The sequence below is a fragment of the Aquibacillus koreensis genome (genome assembly GCF_025154055.1).
Lineage (GTDB): Bacteria > Bacillota > Bacilli > Bacillales > Amphibacillaceae > Aquibacillus_C > Aquibacillus_C koreensis.
Genome location: NZ_JAOALK010000041.1, coordinates 53,178 through 69,856, shown reverse-complemented (window position 1 = coordinate 69,856; position 16,679 = coordinate 53,178). Strand labels below are relative to the sequence as shown.

Sequence of the window (16,679 nt, the reverse complement as noted above, 5' to 3'; positions counted from 1 at the left end):
TAGTTTAGTGTCATAAGGGGGAGTTATTCAGATGGAAAATATTATTCATGTCGAACAACTTAGAAAAGAATTTAAATCTTATTCTAGTCGTTCGGGTTTAAAAGGTGCTTTTCGTGATTTGTTCACGCGTAATTATAAAATAATGCCTGCTGTTAATGATATTTCTTTCCAAGTACAGCCTGGTGAGATGGTTGGTTATATCGGAGAAAATGGAGCAGGTAAATCTACTAGCATAAAGATGTTGACCGGAATATTAACACCAACGTCAGGTATGGTGAGCGTTAATGGAATGAACCCACATAAAGAAAGAGAGAGATTTGTGCAGACAATTGGTGTAGTATTTGGACAACGTTCTCAACTTTGGTGGGATATTGCAGTTCAAGAATCCTTTCGTTTATTGAAGAAAGTGTACAACGTTTCGGACCAAGCATATAAAGATCATATGGAACACGTGATTGAATCTTTAGATATTGGACCACTATTAGATAAGCCTGTTCGTAAATTATCGTTGGGACAGCGGATGCGTTGTGAACTCGCAGCAGCACTTCTTCATAATCCGACTTTACTATTTTTAGATGAACCAACAATTGGACTTGATGTATTGGTGAAACTAAAGATTCGGAACTTTTTGAAGGAAATGAATGAAAGATACAATACTACAATACTACTAACAACACATGACTTGTCTGATATTGAAGCGTTATGTGATCGTGTGATTATGTTAGATGAAGGTAGTGTTATTTATGATGGTAAATTGGCACAGCTTCGTTCTAACTGGGGAGAAGGAAAGCAAATACAGTTTCAATTTGCAGACAGTAATATAACTGAATTAAAGTTATCCATGGTTTGTAATGAGTTGCCTGTAGAATGGGTGCAAGGAAACAGAAATAATATCTGGATTGCTAGTGTGAAAAATGACGAAAGTGTCATTTCTGCATTAATTGGTAAAGTAGTAGCCGCACATAAAATTACTGATATAAAAATACAAGAAATTACAACCGAAGAAATTATCCGTAATATTTATGAAGAGGGAATCGTGTATGGCTAAGTATATTGAAATGATACGAATTCGTTTCTTAATGATGCTAGCTTATCGTACAAACTACTATAGTGGCATATTGATTTACAGCATTAATATTGGTGCCTATTATTTCTTGTGGGGTGCGATTTATGGTGGTAGTGAGTCAATAGAGGGTATATCTGTCACACAAATGACTACTTATGTAGCAGTAGCTTGGATGGCAAGGGCGTTTTACTTTAATAATATAGATCGGGAAATTGCACAAGAAATTAAGGAAGGAAAAGTAGCAATTGAGTTTATTAGGCCTTATAACTATTTAGTTATGAAGACGATGCAAGGTCTAGGAGAAGGATTGTTTCGATTGCTTTTCTTCTCGGTACCCGGAATGATCATTGTTGCGCTCGTATTTCCGATTTCTTTTTCTGCTTCGATCGAAACTTGGGGATATTTTGCAATTGCTATTATTTTTAGTTTCATCATTAATACACAGATCAATATCCTTACTGGGGTTTTAACTTTCTTTTTATTCAATAATGACGGACTTATTCGTGCGAAACGAGTGATTATCGACCTCTTTTCCGGTCTATTGCTACCGATCAGCTTTTACCCTGGCTGGGCGCAGGAACTAATGAATTTCTTACCATTTCAAGCGATTAGTTATATTCCAAGTATGATATTTACAGATGGATTTGCAGGTAGTGAAGCAACACAAGCAATTCTATTCCAAATCATTTGGGCTTTGTTACTCATCATACCCATTCAGTTGTTTTGGCTTTTCGCCAAAAAACGCTTGGTTGTTCAAGGAGGTTAACGATGAGATATATTTCAATCTTTTTTCAATATGTTGCCCAATATATGAAAACCAGACTTACTTATCGTGTTGACATGGTAATCGAAATCATGTCTGATTTATTATTTCAAGCAGTAAATTTAGTGTTTATTCTTGTTGTGTTTAGTCATACCCAATTCTTAAGTGGATGGACGAGAGATGAAATTATCTTTATTTATGGATTTTTCCTCGTACCATATGCAATATTCGGTGCTTTCTTTAATATATGGGATTTTAATGAACGGTATATTGTTAAAGGTGAATTGGATCGTATTCTGACTAGGCCAATTCACAGTCTTTTTCAAATTATCTTAGAAAGAATGGAACTCGAATCCTTGTTTGGGGTAATTACAGGGGTCGCTATCATGTTTTATGCAGGAGGTCGGTTAGACTTAACAGTATCTTGGTATGATCCATTCATATTTGTCATGATGGTCCTTGGTGGAGCTGCTGTCTATGCAGGTATTTTTATTTTACTAGCTTGTATTAGTTTTTGGTCAGATAGTAGAACTAGTATCATGCCGATGATGTATAATATCGGTAACTATGGCCGCTATCCTGTTGATATTTATAACAATGTGATACGGTTTGTTCTTACTTGGATATTGCCATTTGCATTTGTGGGTGTATATCCATCCGCTTATTTCCTCGGAAGAGAAGAATGGTACAATTATGCTTTTCTGACGCCATTTGTTGGTATCGCATGTCTTAGTATATCCGTTGTCGTATGGAATATTGGTGTAACGAAATATCGAGGTGCAGGTAATTAAAAATGGACACGAAGGGACGGTTCTTTTGTTTCCAATTATTAAATTGGAAACGGAAGAACCGTCCCTGCGTTCACTTTGTTGTGTTCCAGTAATATATTCTTGGTAAGCCAATGTTAAGCCAGTATTCATGGATGAGTGTTGTTAAGACAAATAAGAGTAGTTGCCAGTCAAGTTGTTTCAATTCTACTCACTCCTCTTGTTTTTCTATGTATATGGTTGATGCTACTTGTCTAAGAACAGAGGAGTAGTTATATCTTTGCATTAGAACTTTGAAGCATGAAGCCACATTATATCTGTAATTGTATTACATTCAGTAAAGTTATATCCTAAAACGGAAAACTTTGAAAAGATTTTCTAGAATTTTATGTTAATATGAAGGGAGGAATTTAGTTTTGATCATAGCATCTACATTAGGATATATAAAAATAGAAGTCTACTTTTTAAAGAAAAAGAACTCTATATGAATACGAAAAACATAAATAAACTAGCATTATAGACAAATTTTTATTCCCTACATCGTGTGGCATAAATCCCCTCAAGGGTATTTTAATATAACATCATGATGGATTTGTTTATGTTTTTTATTCCTATTTCATCAATATATGGTAATCTATTCATATACTTTTGAACATTTCATTGAAAAAATGCAAGCGCTAACTAACGCGTGTTAGAGAAGATATCTTTGAGAGGAGTGAATAGCGCTGGAACCACTATTATCTTTACACCAGGTTGAAAAATCGTTTGGAAAAGGAAACAAAAAAGTAGACGTCTTACATAATATTAACATGACTGTTCCTTCGCATAGCTTAACAGCTTTACGAGGAAGATCAGGTTCAGGTAAAACAACTTTACTAAACTTGATTGGTGGCCTAGACGTTCCATCAAAAGGTGAGATTTTTTTCAGGAATGAACCGATCCATACATTATCGGAAAAACAATCTGCAGAGATCAGAAGAAAGCAAATTGGTTTTATCTTTCAATCATTTGGGCTAGTTCCATTGATGACTGTAGAAGAAAACGTAGCCTTTGGTCTACGGATTGCTGGCATCCCAAAAGAAGAATGGAAGGAACGAATCCAGGATGCTATAGAGTTTGTACAATTAACGAAAAGAGTAACACACCGTCCATTTGAACTATCAGGTGGAGAACAACAAAGAGTTGCAATTGCTCGAGCTATTGCACCAACCCCCTCATTAATATTAGCAGATGAACCAACTGCTGAATTAGATTCCAACATGGCCTACCACATCATACGTACATTTCAAGAAATTACAAACCAACATAAGACAACGATTATTATGACAACACATGACCCAGGTATATTAAACATATTAGATCATGTGTACACATTGGAGGATGGATACATTGTTGAAGATCAAATGGAAAAAGAGGTATAACTATGTAACTATGGTTAATAGTTTTGTATTGGTATTTCTGTTAACCGGTTGTTCCTTATTACCAAAAGAGGAAGAAACACTTGCTCCGCCTTTAGTTGAACCTGCAGAAATTGAATATGAAATTGCTGAAGTCACTCTCGGTGAAGTAGTAAAACGAGTATCAGGGACAGCAAATGTTATACCAGCTAATTCAGAAAGTCTATTTTATAAACAATCCGGTGGAAGACTAGAACAGATCTTTGTAATAGAAGGTGATCAGGTTGAAAAAGGACAGGTCTTAGCTGAGGTCGACACTGGAGACCTATCCTATGAAATAGATCAAATGGAAATAGAACACCAAAAGGCGGAGTTGCGTTTACAACAGTTACGCGCACAAGGGGCCGATCAGTATGCAATTGAGATTGCCAAGTTGGATGTAGAAGGACTGACTTTACGTCTAAATCAATACAGGGATCAGCTAGCTAATGCTCAGATTACCTCCCCTATAGATGGCTTAATAACATACAGTGCTGATTTGAAATCAGGCGACTATATAGAAGCATTTCAACCCATTGTTGAAGTAGCGGATACATCAAATGTACAGTTAATTTATACTGCAATGGCTGCAAACGATTTAGATGATGTTAAAGTTGGGATGCCTGTTAGCGTCACCCTTGAAGGAGATAATCTAGAAGGAGAGGTTGTTCAAACACCTGAGAATGTCCCAGATGATGTTTTATCACAAGACCCTGATCTTTATAAGCGTAGTATTCTTATTCGTACTATAGAATCAGATGATACGTTTGATATAGGTATGGTTGCACAGGTAGAAATTATCACCTCTAAAAAGGATCAAGCGTTGTATATTCCGAAGAATGCACTTCGTACTGGATATGGAAGAAACTATGTACAAGTATTAGTAGATCAAACAAAACGTGAGAAAGATATTGAACCGGGAATAATTTCAGATACAAAAGTTGAAGTAATAACTGGTTTAAGTGAGGGCGACCAAGTCATTCTGAAGTAGGGGGATAGCCATGGCAATTTTAAAAATAATACTTAGAAAAATGATAAATAATCGTTGGTTGACAGCGAGCTTATTCCTCGGGCTGCTCATTACTGTGTCTCTAGTTTCTACTATACCAACTTATACTTCGTCGGTCATTCATAAGTTACTTGTAAAAGATCTTGAAAGCTATCAGCAAGAAGAAGGGAAATATCCCGCTACATTTTCTTATTCTGTTAATTTTTCTAAAGATGATGGAATTAACCGTGCGAATACGCTTCAAACACTTGAAGACTTCCATGGAGAGTTAGTAAAGAGTACGACTATTCCTACAGTTAGTGATTCAAGAATTCTGAGTACTGCTCCGCTTCCGATATCACTACAAGAAGACAACACAACACAAGTAAGTGGAAGGATTATGGCATTTTCTAATATAGAAAATCACATTGAAATCACGGATGGGAGGTTGCCTGAAGATACAGATAATGAAAAAGTCTATGAGGCAATCGTGCCAGAAGAAGCTTTACTTGAAAGGGAAATGGTCATTGGGACAACGTTTACGGTCACGAATGGAAACAATTCCTTTTCGATCAAACCAGTAGGAACATTCATTGTTAAAAGTGGAAGTGATCCGTATTGGTCATTACCTCCTGATACATATAATAAAGATTTCATCATACCTGAACAGAGTTTTCGAAATGACTTAATCAATGAAAATGAAGCTTTATTAGAAACAGGAAAATTTGTTACTGCCTTCGATTATACTACGATAAAGCAGGAACAAATTCCGGTTCTCCTTAACCTAGAACGAAAAGTAAATGCGAAGATTAGTGGAATGATGGAAACCATTCTTATTACCGATTTTGGCATACAAGATGTTTTACAACAATATGAGCAACGAAGCCAACAACTTACGGTCATGTTATGGTCTTTAAATGCACCCATACTTGTCATGTTAGCTATTTACCTTTTTATGGTTTCACGTCTGATTATCGATCGGCAACGGAATGAAATTGCTGTATTCGCAAGTCGTGGTGCAAACAGATTCCAAATATCTTTCATTTACTTAATTGAGGTTGTCATATTAGGTACAATAGCTCTTCTTATTGGACCTTATATAGGGTTATTGTTTTGTCAGATTCTAGGTGCGACAAATGGCTTTTTACAATTTGTTCAAAGAACAACACTTCCAGTGGAGATATCTTTTGATGCTTATCTTTACGGTCTAGTTGCCCTTGGTGCTTCCATTATCATGATCATGTTACCTATCTATTTTGCATCAAATAAAAGTATTGTGCATCAAAAACAAAACCTCGCGCAATCAATTAAACAATATAAATGGTATTCCATTTTGTTTGATCTAACTTTTATTGGTGTTGCTTTATATGGGTATTATTCTTTTCAAACAAAGCAGACCCAGTTGCAATCGGTAGATGGTAACCTCTATATGGATCCTATGTTGTTTTTCTTACCTGCAATTTTCTTAATTGGCATGGGATTATTTTTATTACGAACGTATCCACTTCTATTGAAACTTATCTTTAAAATCGGGGAAAGATTCTGGTCACTTTCTCTATATGGTACGTTGTTACAAGTTAGTCGGTCAGGTAAGCAATATCAATACTTTATGTTATTTTTAATCATGACGATTGGTTTAGGTGTATTTAGCGCTAGTGCGGCTAGGACGATTAATAGTAATCTGGAAGAACAGATAAGATACGACAATGGAGCGAATATAAGAGCAGATGTAAAATGGGAAAGTAGTGATATTGCTATATCGCCATTAAGTAATGAGACATCATCTGATTCTGAAGAACCACCCATTAGTAAAGCGGTGTACACCGAACCACCTTTTGAGCCATTTTTGGATGTAAACGGAATTGAGCAAGCAACAAAGGTATTTTTAAAAGAACCGATAAAAGTAGAAGGAAAAGGGCAACAACTTTTCTCAACGCAATTAATGGCAATCGAACCGAAACAATTTGGAGAAACAGCCTGGTTTAAATCAGATTTGTTACCTCATCACTGGCATGCTTACCTGAACTTACTTGCAGCTGAGCCGAGTGCTGTATTAATTTCATCTTCAGTTGCAACATCTTTAGGCGTAAAAGAGGGGGATTATCTTTCTTTAGCATGGGAAGGATCCGAGCAGGCTGACTTTGTTATCTATGGTGTAATTGACTACTGGCCATCTTTTAATCCGATAGAAACTTTGCAAAATAGTAATGATCCTTCACTCATTGTTGCCAATCTTCCTTACGTACAAAATACAATGGGACTAGAACCTTATCAAGTGTGGATAAATGCTAGTTCAAATAATACAAGATCAACATTGTATAGTGAAATGCGACAAGTAGGTTTACCGATTATTGGCATGGATGATGTACAACCAAAACTAACAGAATTAAAAAATGATGCGTTTTTGTTAGGCCTGAATGGAACGATGACATTAGGATTTATAATATCGATCGGCATTACGTTCATTGGTTTCTTGTTGTATTGGGTGCTAACGATTAAATCTAGAACACTACAATACGGGATCTATCGAGCAATGGGCATGCCGCTCTATAGCCTTTTTGGAATTTTATTTTGGGAACAAATACTAACTTCAGGTTTAGCATGCATCCTCGGTGTTCTCATTGGTGGACTTACTAGTTTTCTTTTTGTTCCTTTATTCCAACTAACCTTTCCACCGGAAAAGGTGGTCCCGCCATTTGAAGTGATTTTTGACGCCAGTGATGAATGGAAGATATATATCTTTGTTTCTTTTATGTTAGTTATTGGTTTAGCTGTGTTAACTGTTTTATTAAGGAAAATTAAAATACACCAAGCGATAAAGTTAGGTGATGATTAGAATGATTTCTTGTGAAAATTTAATGAAAATATATAAAATTGATGAAGACCATGAAGTAATGGCTCTACAGGGGTTAGACTTACAAGTGGATGATGGTGAAATGATGGCCATTATTGGTAACAGTGGTAGTGGTAAGTCTACTTTATTGAATATGCTAGGTGGTCTGGATCGACCGACAGCAGGTAAGCTAATTATTAATGGCGTCGATTTATTAAAACTCTCAGATAAAGATTTAATTACGTATAAACGCGATACAGTTGGCTTCATCTGGCAAAATAACGCTAGAAATTTAATACCTTATTTAACTGCTGTTGAAAATGTGGAGTTGCCCATGTTATTAAAAGGAAGAACTAAACGTGAGCGAGCAATCCAGTTGTTAGAAATGGTCGGATTAAAACATCGAATGAATAGTAAATTGAGTATGTTATCTGGTGGTGAACAACAACGTGTAGCTATTGCAATTTCGTTAGCGAATGAACCTAAATTAATATTAGCAGATGAGCCAACAGGAAGTGTCGATACAAAGACTGCTGATATGATCTTAGAAGTTTTTCGCGACCTTAATCAAAAGTTGGGTGTAACGATCGTTATTGTTACGCATGACTTAGAATTGACTAAAAAAATGGATCGAATTGTTGCAATTAGAGATGGAAAGACGTCTAGTGAAATAATTAAACGATCGTATCCTGAAGCAACATTCAATCAAGAAGATGTATCGAATGGAAATAACAATCAGGAAACACATGACGAGTATGCTGTTTTAGATAGCGCTGGTCGAGTTCAAGTGCCAAGAGAATATCTTACCTCTATAGGTATGGAGAAGTCCAATAGGGTGAAGATTACATTAGAAAGTGGAAGGATTGTATTAGTAAACCCGAAAAATGACATAAAGTAATATAGTGAGTTTGTTTAAGAAGCTTAATCTATGGATTTTAAGCTTCTTACCACTTTTTATTCAGTAACTACCTATTGTTATCTTGCAATTACTTATCCTTTGTTGAAGTTCAACACCCTAAAGACGACCCTTAATTTGCAATAGGTGTTTGGATTGTGGTCAATGCTCGGTTAAATATATACGGAAACTATATAAAATACATATACGCTAAAACAATACCTTCCAAGTATTTGGTCCTACAATTCCATCTACCAGTAAATTATGATTGCTTTGAAACTTTTTAACGGCTGTTTCCGTCTTGGGACCATAGATTCCATCCACACGTGTGTTTACGATTCGCTGAATCCGCCTAACATTTTCACCGGTGCTTCCACGACTAAATGTCGATCCGGGATAAGGAATTGTTTGATCAGCAATTGCTTTATCCAAACTTTCGTGTGTAACAGGTCCTACAATTCCATCAACTGTTATATTTTGATCAGATTGAAAAATTCTCACGGCAGCTTCTGTCTCATCACCAAAACGTCCATCAATACCATACTTTGGTAACGAGTAACCAAGAGATACTAATTTTTGTTGAATCTTCTCAACTTCTTCTCCAACATTACCATTTCTTAGTGTTAATTTTTTATTTTGATCACCACTGTTATAGTTTTGAAGGTATTTTGTTGGATTTAAACAATTATTTTCGCGATCTGCTCTCCAACCGTAAGGTGGGGATGACTCAGCGACCTTTCTAACTTCAAAGTGAAGGTGCGAGCCGGTAGTGTACCCAGTTTCACCTTGATATCCAACAATTGATTCTGGTTTTACATGTTGACCTTTAGTTACTTTTACACTATCCAAATGAGCGTAAAGCTGTCCTCTATTATTTTTATCTACTAAAAGTACAACGTTTCCGTACCCACCAAAACCAGTTCCGTCTTTCCCTTCACCTGCATATAAAACTTCTCCACTTGTAAAAGCTTGAATCGGGGCTTTGTGACTTTTGACTAAATCGATTCCAGTATGAAACTTATTGCTACCTGGAATTGGACCATATTCTCTGGTAACTTGGTAACCTCTAAAATTTTTCATGTTTCAGAAACCTCCTTAAGTTAACTATTTATAAATTCTACAAAGACAACAGATGCTAATAGGGATTACTATAATTTTAAAATAGTAGAAAAGTTGCAACTTTAGAAAGATTAAATTTCCCCTATTCATATTGTTATCTTATGAATGAATATAGCTATTGGAAAGGCACTTATATTATTGTTTACGCCTGATTTTAAATTAGCTTGGGCAGATGGAGGAGAGGTGAGATTATTGTTCTGCGTTAGGAATGTATAATTAATTTTGCTAAGAAGTCCTTTGACGATGTGAAAATTTTACCAATAATAAAAAAAAGAGGCGTGGTCACACAGTATATGTAGTAGGATAATACATTTAAGAAGTGAAATCTTAACATATTTATCGAAGGGTTTAAGAGCTTATCATAATTATGTAATGTTCACTGGCTGATTTAGATTAAATTCAGCTTTTGTTAAACACTAATATTTATTCTTAAACTCCCTTTACAAAGAGAAAATGCCATCGTTTTATCTTTAATTAGTAATTATGAAGGATGGATCATTTTATGAAGAAAAAAGACAGAGCCTATTGCCCTGTCTTTTTAAATGATTCAAGTATTTCATCAAACTGTATACGGTTATTTTCAATTGCTTGATCAATTTCCACGAAGACTTCATCATATAACTGGTTATATTGGCTACCTGCGTTTTCGCCATTTGTTACTATTAGATTTTGTGTTCTTAATTTAATAAGAAGAGATAAAATCGATACATCTAGAGAAACTGAACTATTAGAGTTTTCCTCGACGTAAGGAATGTAGTCACCTACAACTTTATCTATTAACGGCCATAATTTATCATCAATCATTATTTTCCTCCCTATAATTTATTTAATACCTGATAATGCCACAGTACTAATCGTTTTTAACGCACTATTTGTGGGATAGATCAACCCCGAAATTTTGGATGAAAGGAGGGCAGCTGCTATGGAATCACTTATAATTTGCTGTTGCAAACTATACTTGTGAAAAGGTGGAAGTAAAAGGTGTTATGCCAATGAAGGCTTAAAAATGTTGATCTAGCAATGTCTTCCTGAGGATCCTTGTAATATCTTGCGTTTTTCACATCACATCCTAATTGATCGATAGATTGATTGAATTCAATGATGTAATTCCATCTACTTCTCTTTCCGTATATACAAAACCCACAATAGAACATGTAAAGGCTTCGTCATTACCCCAGGTGACTTGCATATCGGAAAAAGAGATTGATTCATAAGGATCTAGTTGTTTATTATCGGCAAGTTTAAACCAAATTTCCTTTTCATCATTACTGTTATCAAATCTGATCCATGTAACTGGCATTTCATTATTATTTGAAGATGACATGTTACGGAACTTTCCAGAAAAGTGGTATTGATTTTCTGTATCAATTTTTAAACAAATATATATATTTTTAAATGTATTTGGACTTAAATTTTTTATGTGAAAGCCTCCGATCAAAAAACTTTCTTCATGTTCTTTGCCTGTAAGATTTATAGAATGTGTAAAATAACTTAATAAGGATAAAGAAGGAACGTCTGTTACTAATTGTTGTTTTAATTCGCTTATGAAATTTGTAGTTTGATTATTTAATTCTAATAACTTTTCTCGTAATTCAGCATGGGTATTCACATTTCCACCTCCAAAAAAGAAAATTTTAAATTTATTCCTTCTAATGAGTATGCAATTATATGTGAAAATATGATTATTATCGTGGTGTAAAACCATTACTAAGCATCCCTGAACTGAGCACAAAAAGAATGAGTCAAGGGCTATTTGACAACTTTAGTTGTTTATTTAATTTCAGAACAGTATGATCAATCTTTAGACCGAGAAAAGCTAACTTCTGTAGTTTATATGTAATTTTGTTGTTTTATTTCATTATACAATCGGAAATATGTATTGAACGAAAAACAAATACATAGTTAATCTACTGTTATCAGATCGACTTCCATATGTGTTCCATTATTTAATCGAGGTTGTCAAGAGTGAGTGGAGAATATTCAAAAACGATGATTCCATATTATGCGTATCTTATGATAAAAAAAGCTATCCATAAAACGTAAGTTTCTATGGATAGCTTTATTAACATACACTATATTGACTTCATACAACATCCACTTTTTTTTGTTGAGGAGGTACTAAGCTTAACCGATTTTTTAGATCGACGTAAGGTGTTGTCCGCCTTTCGTGTTATTATTTTTGCCTTCATAATTAATCAACTCCTTTTTAAAATATGTTATATAATAGTATTTAGATGTAGATAATGACTGGTCTATTATAATTTATCTATTAAAAAAAGGCGTTCTGCATACTTTACACCATGAATGCTATACCATTTTAAAATCGGTTCTTTATACTTAAAGGAAATGATTACCATGTCGATTTCGTTATCTATGTGGTTCTTCAGGTCCAAACTAGAAGGAATAGCAGAAGTATTTGGATGGGTATGATAAACAGCTAATATATCTTCTTGTTTTTCTTGAATTTTCATTACCGTATCCTCAACTATTTGCTTATTAACAAAGAAACGATTTGGAGATCTTAATTCATTGTCCAAATACCAAGCCGTCTTTACATACCTATTACTTCCTGATAAAATACCACATCCTTCAAAAGGTAATAGATCACGGTTTTTCTCAATTAATTCACTGTAAATACTTTGTGGAATGATTATGTCTTTATCACTCATTATTATTTTCTTTCCTTTTTTTGAAAAATGAGAAGAATGGGGTTAGTTCAATTTTATTATTAGATTTATTATTTAAATTGTCATCTTTTTTTATTTCATCTTCTTGACTTGATGAATTTAGTGCTTTTTCTCCTTCGGTAGATTCCTCAGACTTTTTAGATGTTTGATCTGCGCTAACGTTTTTATGAGTTTGGTTAATATTGGATTCTTTATCTTGAACGGTATCGTTAGTGCTATTGTAATCTTTTACTTCTGTAGGGAGGTTCTTCTCCAAATTAGTTCTTGAGTTAATGCTCTCTTCGACTTTCTTTTCATCGTTTTGTTTGTTTTTTCTTTTTGTTGTCGTGGTACGAGTGATAATGTTTTTATGATGTTCAAGTGGAATCGCAGAAGATTCCTTGTTAATATTAAATGAGTTTGTGTGCTGCTTGTGCTGAAATGAGTTATTTCTAGGCGTATTCTGCTTTGCATAAAACGGATGATTGGCTTTTTTACGATTTGAATTGTTTTGAGGATAGTTATCTAATTGATTATTATAGTCATTTATTGTGTTAAACAAGTTTTGTATTTGTCTGAATTCAGAAATCTTTGGAGAATCTTTTTTTATAGTTGGTTTCGAAACTAGATTCTCTTTTAATTGAATTATTTCATTCTTCTTTAAATCAAGCTCATCTATAATTCTATCTAAATGTGTATCCAATTTATGGAGGCTTATTTTAAGGGTTTTCTGGAGCTCTTCAATTCGTATTTTCTCTAATTCACCATTAATCATAGAAACATCTTGTCTTAAAATATTTAAGGTATTATTAATCATTTTAATTTGACTAAAAATATCTTGTTTTTCCTTTTCATAACCATTTATCTTTTCTTGATAGTTTTCTTTCATCGTTTTCATGTCCCCTTTTATATTAGAGAATCTAACTTTTAATTGTGATAATTCTCTTTTGGTTAGTAGTAATTCCGCTGAGGGGTTATTTGTTTCTAATGAGTCTAAAGTTTGCTTGTAAAGTTCCAAATCAGCTAGTAAATTCTCAATGTCGTTTGAATTATATAATTTATATTGATACAAACAACTCACCCTTTTCTTCATATTAATATACTATTGATGAATCAACAGATTGTTACACCAGAATATCTATAATCAAAATTTGTGAATTTGAATATAATCTTCTTTGTAAGAAGAACTATTGTAATATGGATATTCGCACAACTTTTTAATTATTATGATAACTAAGCATTTTCCCCAAACATTTCGTTACACAATTTCATAAGGTATAAGTGTAACTAATAATATTGGAGGTGCTTTATTTATGCAATTAGGAAATTTAAATGGAGGGCAGGAGTTACTCTGTATTAATACAGAAAAAGTATATGACTGGATTCTCAATGAAGCAAATTTTGATTTAAGCTTGTCGGACTTAGATTTACCTTTAAACCCAATTACAGGTGATCAATTAGAATGTGATGATATTGATATAAATAGCGTGTCATGTACGGTTAGCCCTGCTGAAGTTGATCCTATTGTTATCGTTGACCGAGTAGATCAACAATTTGTAGTTGATGGAGCAGAAGTAACATTGCAGCTAGTAAATATCAGAAAAAACTTTGAAGTAACCGTTTTTGTTGATTTAATACCAGAGCTTGGTGGAGCTACTGTTGAAGTTGGAACTGCAGACTTTACCCGCTGTGAACAGGCAATTCTTTGTGCTCCAGAAGGTACTGATATCAATGTAACATTTACTGATTTAGATTGCTTTGTTTGTACAGCAACTTGTGATGCAGGAACGACAACAGATGTTGATGAAATTGATGTAACAGTATCAGTGCGATTGTGTCAGAGCATTCAGTCAACTTATGATGTGACACTTGAAATTACAGCTGATTTTTGTCAACCAAGGGATATCTTACCAATACCTCCATGCCCAACTCCTACAATACCACCACAATGTCCAATTGTTTTTCCAAACAATGAAAACGGAAATAACGGTTGATAGGTAATAAGGGGTAAATGCATTGCATAGTAATTAAGAGAGGAATTCGCAGAATTTCCTCTCTTAATTTTTTGTTTATCACGATTAGTTATATATACATAGAAGGGTTGGAAAACATTGCATAATGTAATGAAAAAGGGAATTATTTATTTGCCAGTAGAAGTGAAAGTGAGAGAGTTGGATGCGAAATTATTGCTTGCATATTATGCAGCTAAAAATGGTTTTCTTGTAGTAATAGGTGATCATGAGATGGTTGAAATAGCAACGGGAAAATTTAAACAGGGAATTTTCTTTTCCAAAGGTTATCCACACGGTTTTAGAAAAAGGGTAATAACGAGTGCGATAAACAATGGTCATACGGTAGTAGAATTAGATGAAGAAGGCTTAATTATGAATAGAAAAAGATACCTTAGGGATAGAATGAAAAAAGACATGCTACAACTCGTGACGCATGAATACTGTTGGGGGGGAAATCAAAAAGATATAATTATTGATGCATATCCAGAATATCGAGAGAAGTGTCATGTAGTTGGAAATCCTAGATTTGATTTGTTGAAACCTAAATTCAGAGACATATATAATGATGATGCTGAAAATATTAAACAACTGCATGGCGATTTTGTATTAATTAATACTCGTTTTTCTCAATATAATTCTGCCAATGGAAAGAAAGAGAATGTTCATTTCAGGCATATAAAGAAACTGTTTTATTATTTTATAGAAATGATAAAGAATATATGCGAAAAATTTCCAGACTTAAACTTTATAGTTCGACCTCATCCCGGTGAGGATTTCTCCTCATATCGTAAGGCTTTATCTCAGTATAAAAATGTACATGTAATTCATGAAGGCAATATTATTAAGTGGATATTAGCTTCCAGAGTAATAATACACAATGGGTGTACTTCTGGAATCGAAGCATTTTTGCTAGGTAAGCCAGTTATCTCTTATGTTCCAATTACTACGAATAAAATTGAATCAAACCTTCCGAATACATTAGGTGTTAAGGCAACCTCGATTACATCCGTTCAAAATTATTTGAGCCATTTACTTGATCAGCCAAATATAAATGAAAATAACTTTGACGAGAATGAAGTAGAGGATACAGAGAGAGAGCTATTTTCTTATATTCAATGGTCGAAAGATAACTATTCGTATGAGTCCATCATAGATTTATGTAACACGATAAAGTTGCAAAACATCACGCATGAAGACATTCCAACAGGCAACATTGGCAACTCGGAAATAAAAGTAAGTAAGAAGAAATATAAACGGAATTTTCATCTTACAGAAACGGAGATACATAGTCTTTATAACAAATTAGATAAAATAGAAGGCGTTCATAATAGTATGGAAATTAATAGAATAGGAAACAATCTTTATCAAGTTCAAAGTAGCTCAGGAAGTTAAAATTCCCTTTTAATTAAATAAACCCTCTATTTAGTTAGAGGTAGACTTATATAGAGGGTTTAAAAAAGTTGATGCCAAAACAAGGTGTAAAATGATATAAATCCTTAGTGTACTTTCATCTATGATCTATACTACTAAGACCATTAAAGTTGTGAAAACAACAGTTTTTTCATTCGCATTTTCTATTTGTGCTTTTTAGATTTGAATTTCTTCCCTGTGTTCCTATTAATTACATTAGTACTAGGTGCTTTTTTTGTTTCAATATTTTGGGAAGTTTGTAGAATGCTTTGCATTCTTCTAAATTCAGAGGTGGCTGGGTTTACGCTATGATCTTGATCCTTTGTATTAATCTGTTCTTTTAATTGGATTAATTCATTTCTTTGCAAATCGATCTCATTATTAATTCTGCTAAAATTATCTTCCATCTTCATTATTAACTCATTTACTTGTGTTACCAATTCGGAAATTTGAAAATCTTCCACTTCTTCTTTCATCTCATTTACATCTTGATGAAGTTGATTTAAAATCTCAGTCATTAATTGGACTTCATGAAGAAGCTCCTGTTCATTCATTATAAATTACACTCCTTTACTTCAAATTAATAAAATTTCCCATTTGATTGTATGACTATAAAATCTATACTAATCGCTAAATACTTCACAATATTATTCTATTACTTTTAGATTATTTCGTGACAAATAAGTGGTTTTTTGATTATTTAAAGGCGTATGTACTAGAGTTA

At 33.8% G+C, this 16,679-nt stretch carries 15 protein-coding genes; 9 read left to right on the top strand and 6 right to left on the bottom strand.

All coding sequences use genetic code 11. From position 1 onward, the window contains the following. Positions 1 to 31: 31 nt before the first annotated feature. From NYQ66_RS11135 to NYQ66_RS11105, 7 genes are all read left to right on the top strand, one after another. Complete coding sequence (locus NYQ66_RS11135) at positions 32 to 1,048, top strand: ABC transporter ATP-binding protein (RefSeq protein WP_259869468.1); 1,017 nt, start codon at positions 32 to 34, stop codon at positions 1,046 to 1,048. Next, a complete protein-coding gene (locus NYQ66_RS11130) occupies positions 1,041 to 1,832 on the top strand; it encodes an ABC transporter permease (protein ID WP_259869466.1) in 792 nt (263 codons plus the stop codon). Before NYQ66_RS11135 ends, NYQ66_RS11130 begins: the two co-directional genes overlap by 8 nt. Before the next feature lie 2 nt (positions 1,833 to 1,834). Continuing rightward, positions 1,835 to 2,620 (top strand): ABC transporter permease, encoded by a 786-nt coding sequence (locus tag NYQ66_RS11125; protein ID WP_259869465.1) that lies wholly within the window; start codon positions 1,835 to 1,837, stop codon positions 2,618 to 2,620. Between the two features lie 695 nt (positions 2,621 to 3,315). Further along, a complete protein-coding gene (locus tag NYQ66_RS11120) occupies positions 3,316 to 4,017 on the top strand; it encodes an ABC transporter ATP-binding protein (protein ID WP_311202020.1) in 702 nt (233 codons plus the stop codon). After that, positions 3,986 to 5,023 carry an efflux RND transporter periplasmic adaptor subunit gene (locus NYQ66_RS11115; protein ID WP_259869464.1) on the top strand — a complete coding sequence of 346 codons (1,038 nt, stop codon included), beginning with the start codon at positions 3,986 to 3,988 and terminating at the stop codon, positions 5,021 to 5,023. Before NYQ66_RS11120 ends, NYQ66_RS11115 begins: the two co-directional genes overlap by 32 nt. A gap of 10 nt (positions 5,024 to 5,033) precedes the next feature. Next, a complete protein-coding gene (locus NYQ66_RS11110) occupies positions 5,034 to 7,856 on the top strand; it encodes an ABC transporter permease (RefSeq protein WP_259869463.1) in 2,823 nt (940 codons plus the stop codon). 1 nt (position 7,857) lies between these two features. Further along, the gene (locus NYQ66_RS11105) at positions 7,858 to 8,751 is read left to right on the top strand and encodes an ABC transporter ATP-binding protein (protein ID WP_259869462.1); all 894 of its coding nucleotides are present in this window, start codon (positions 7,858 to 7,860) and stop codon (positions 8,749 to 8,751) included. 207 nt (positions 8,752 to 8,958) lie between these two features. Here the strand turns inward: NYQ66_RS11105 and NYQ66_RS11100 are convergent, their stop codons facing one another. The 5 genes from NYQ66_RS11100 to NYQ66_RS11080 all read right to left on the bottom strand — a co-directional run bounded on the left by NYQ66_RS11100 (position 8,959) and on the right by NYQ66_RS11080 (position 13,605). After that, complete coding sequence (locus NYQ66_RS11100; protein WP_259869461.1) at positions 8,959 to 9,828, bottom strand: peptidoglycan-binding protein; 870 nt, start codon at positions 9,826 to 9,828, stop codon at positions 8,959 to 8,961. A gap of 561 nt (positions 9,829 to 10,389) precedes the next feature. After that, entirely contained in the window at positions 10,390 to 10,671 is a 282-nt protein-coding gene (locus NYQ66_RS11095) for a hypothetical protein (RefSeq protein ID WP_259869460.1), read from the bottom strand. 265 nt (positions 10,672 to 10,936) lie between these two features. Next, the gene (locus NYQ66_RS11090) at positions 10,937 to 11,572 is read right to left on the bottom strand and encodes a hypothetical protein (protein ID WP_259869459.1); all 636 of its coding nucleotides are present in this window, start codon (positions 11,570 to 11,572) and stop codon (positions 10,937 to 10,939) included. A 550-nt stretch (positions 11,573 to 12,122) separates the two neighbouring features. Next, entirely contained in the window at positions 12,123 to 12,536 is a 414-nt protein-coding gene (locus NYQ66_RS11085) for a Mov34/MPN/PAD-1 family protein (protein ID WP_259869457.1), read from the bottom strand. Next, positions 12,529 to 13,605: a hypothetical protein gene (locus tag NYQ66_RS11080; protein WP_259869456.1), complete on the bottom strand. Its 1,077-nt coding sequence runs from the start codon at positions 13,603 to 13,605 to the stop codon at positions 12,529 to 12,531. Before NYQ66_RS11080 ends, NYQ66_RS11085 begins: the two co-directional genes overlap by 8 nt. Positions 13,606 to 13,846: 241 nt before the next feature. On the opposite strand from NYQ66_RS11080, the gene NYQ66_RS11075 reads away from it, so the two are divergent. Both NYQ66_RS11075 and NYQ66_RS11070 read left to right on the top strand, forming a co-directional pair. Beyond that, complete coding sequence (locus NYQ66_RS11075; RefSeq protein WP_259869455.1) at positions 13,847 to 14,527, top strand: BMQ_0737 family morphogenetic spore coat protein; 681 nt, start codon at positions 13,847 to 13,849, stop codon at positions 14,525 to 14,527. A 117-nt stretch (positions 14,528 to 14,644) separates the two neighbouring features. Then, positions 14,645 to 15,937 (top strand): surface carbohydrate biosynthesis protein, encoded by a 1,293-nt coding sequence (locus tag NYQ66_RS11070; protein ID WP_259869454.1) that lies wholly within the window; start codon positions 14,645 to 14,647, stop codon positions 15,935 to 15,937. 182 nt (positions 15,938 to 16,119) lie between these two features. Here NYQ66_RS11070 and NYQ66_RS11065 read toward each other — a convergent pair whose 3' ends face one another. Continuing rightward, positions 16,120 to 16,509, bottom strand: coding sequence for a hypothetical protein (locus NYQ66_RS11065; RefSeq protein WP_259869453.1), 390 nt, complete (start codon positions 16,507 to 16,509; stop codon positions 16,120 to 16,122). Between the last annotated feature and the right edge of the window lie 170 nt (positions 16,510 to 16,679).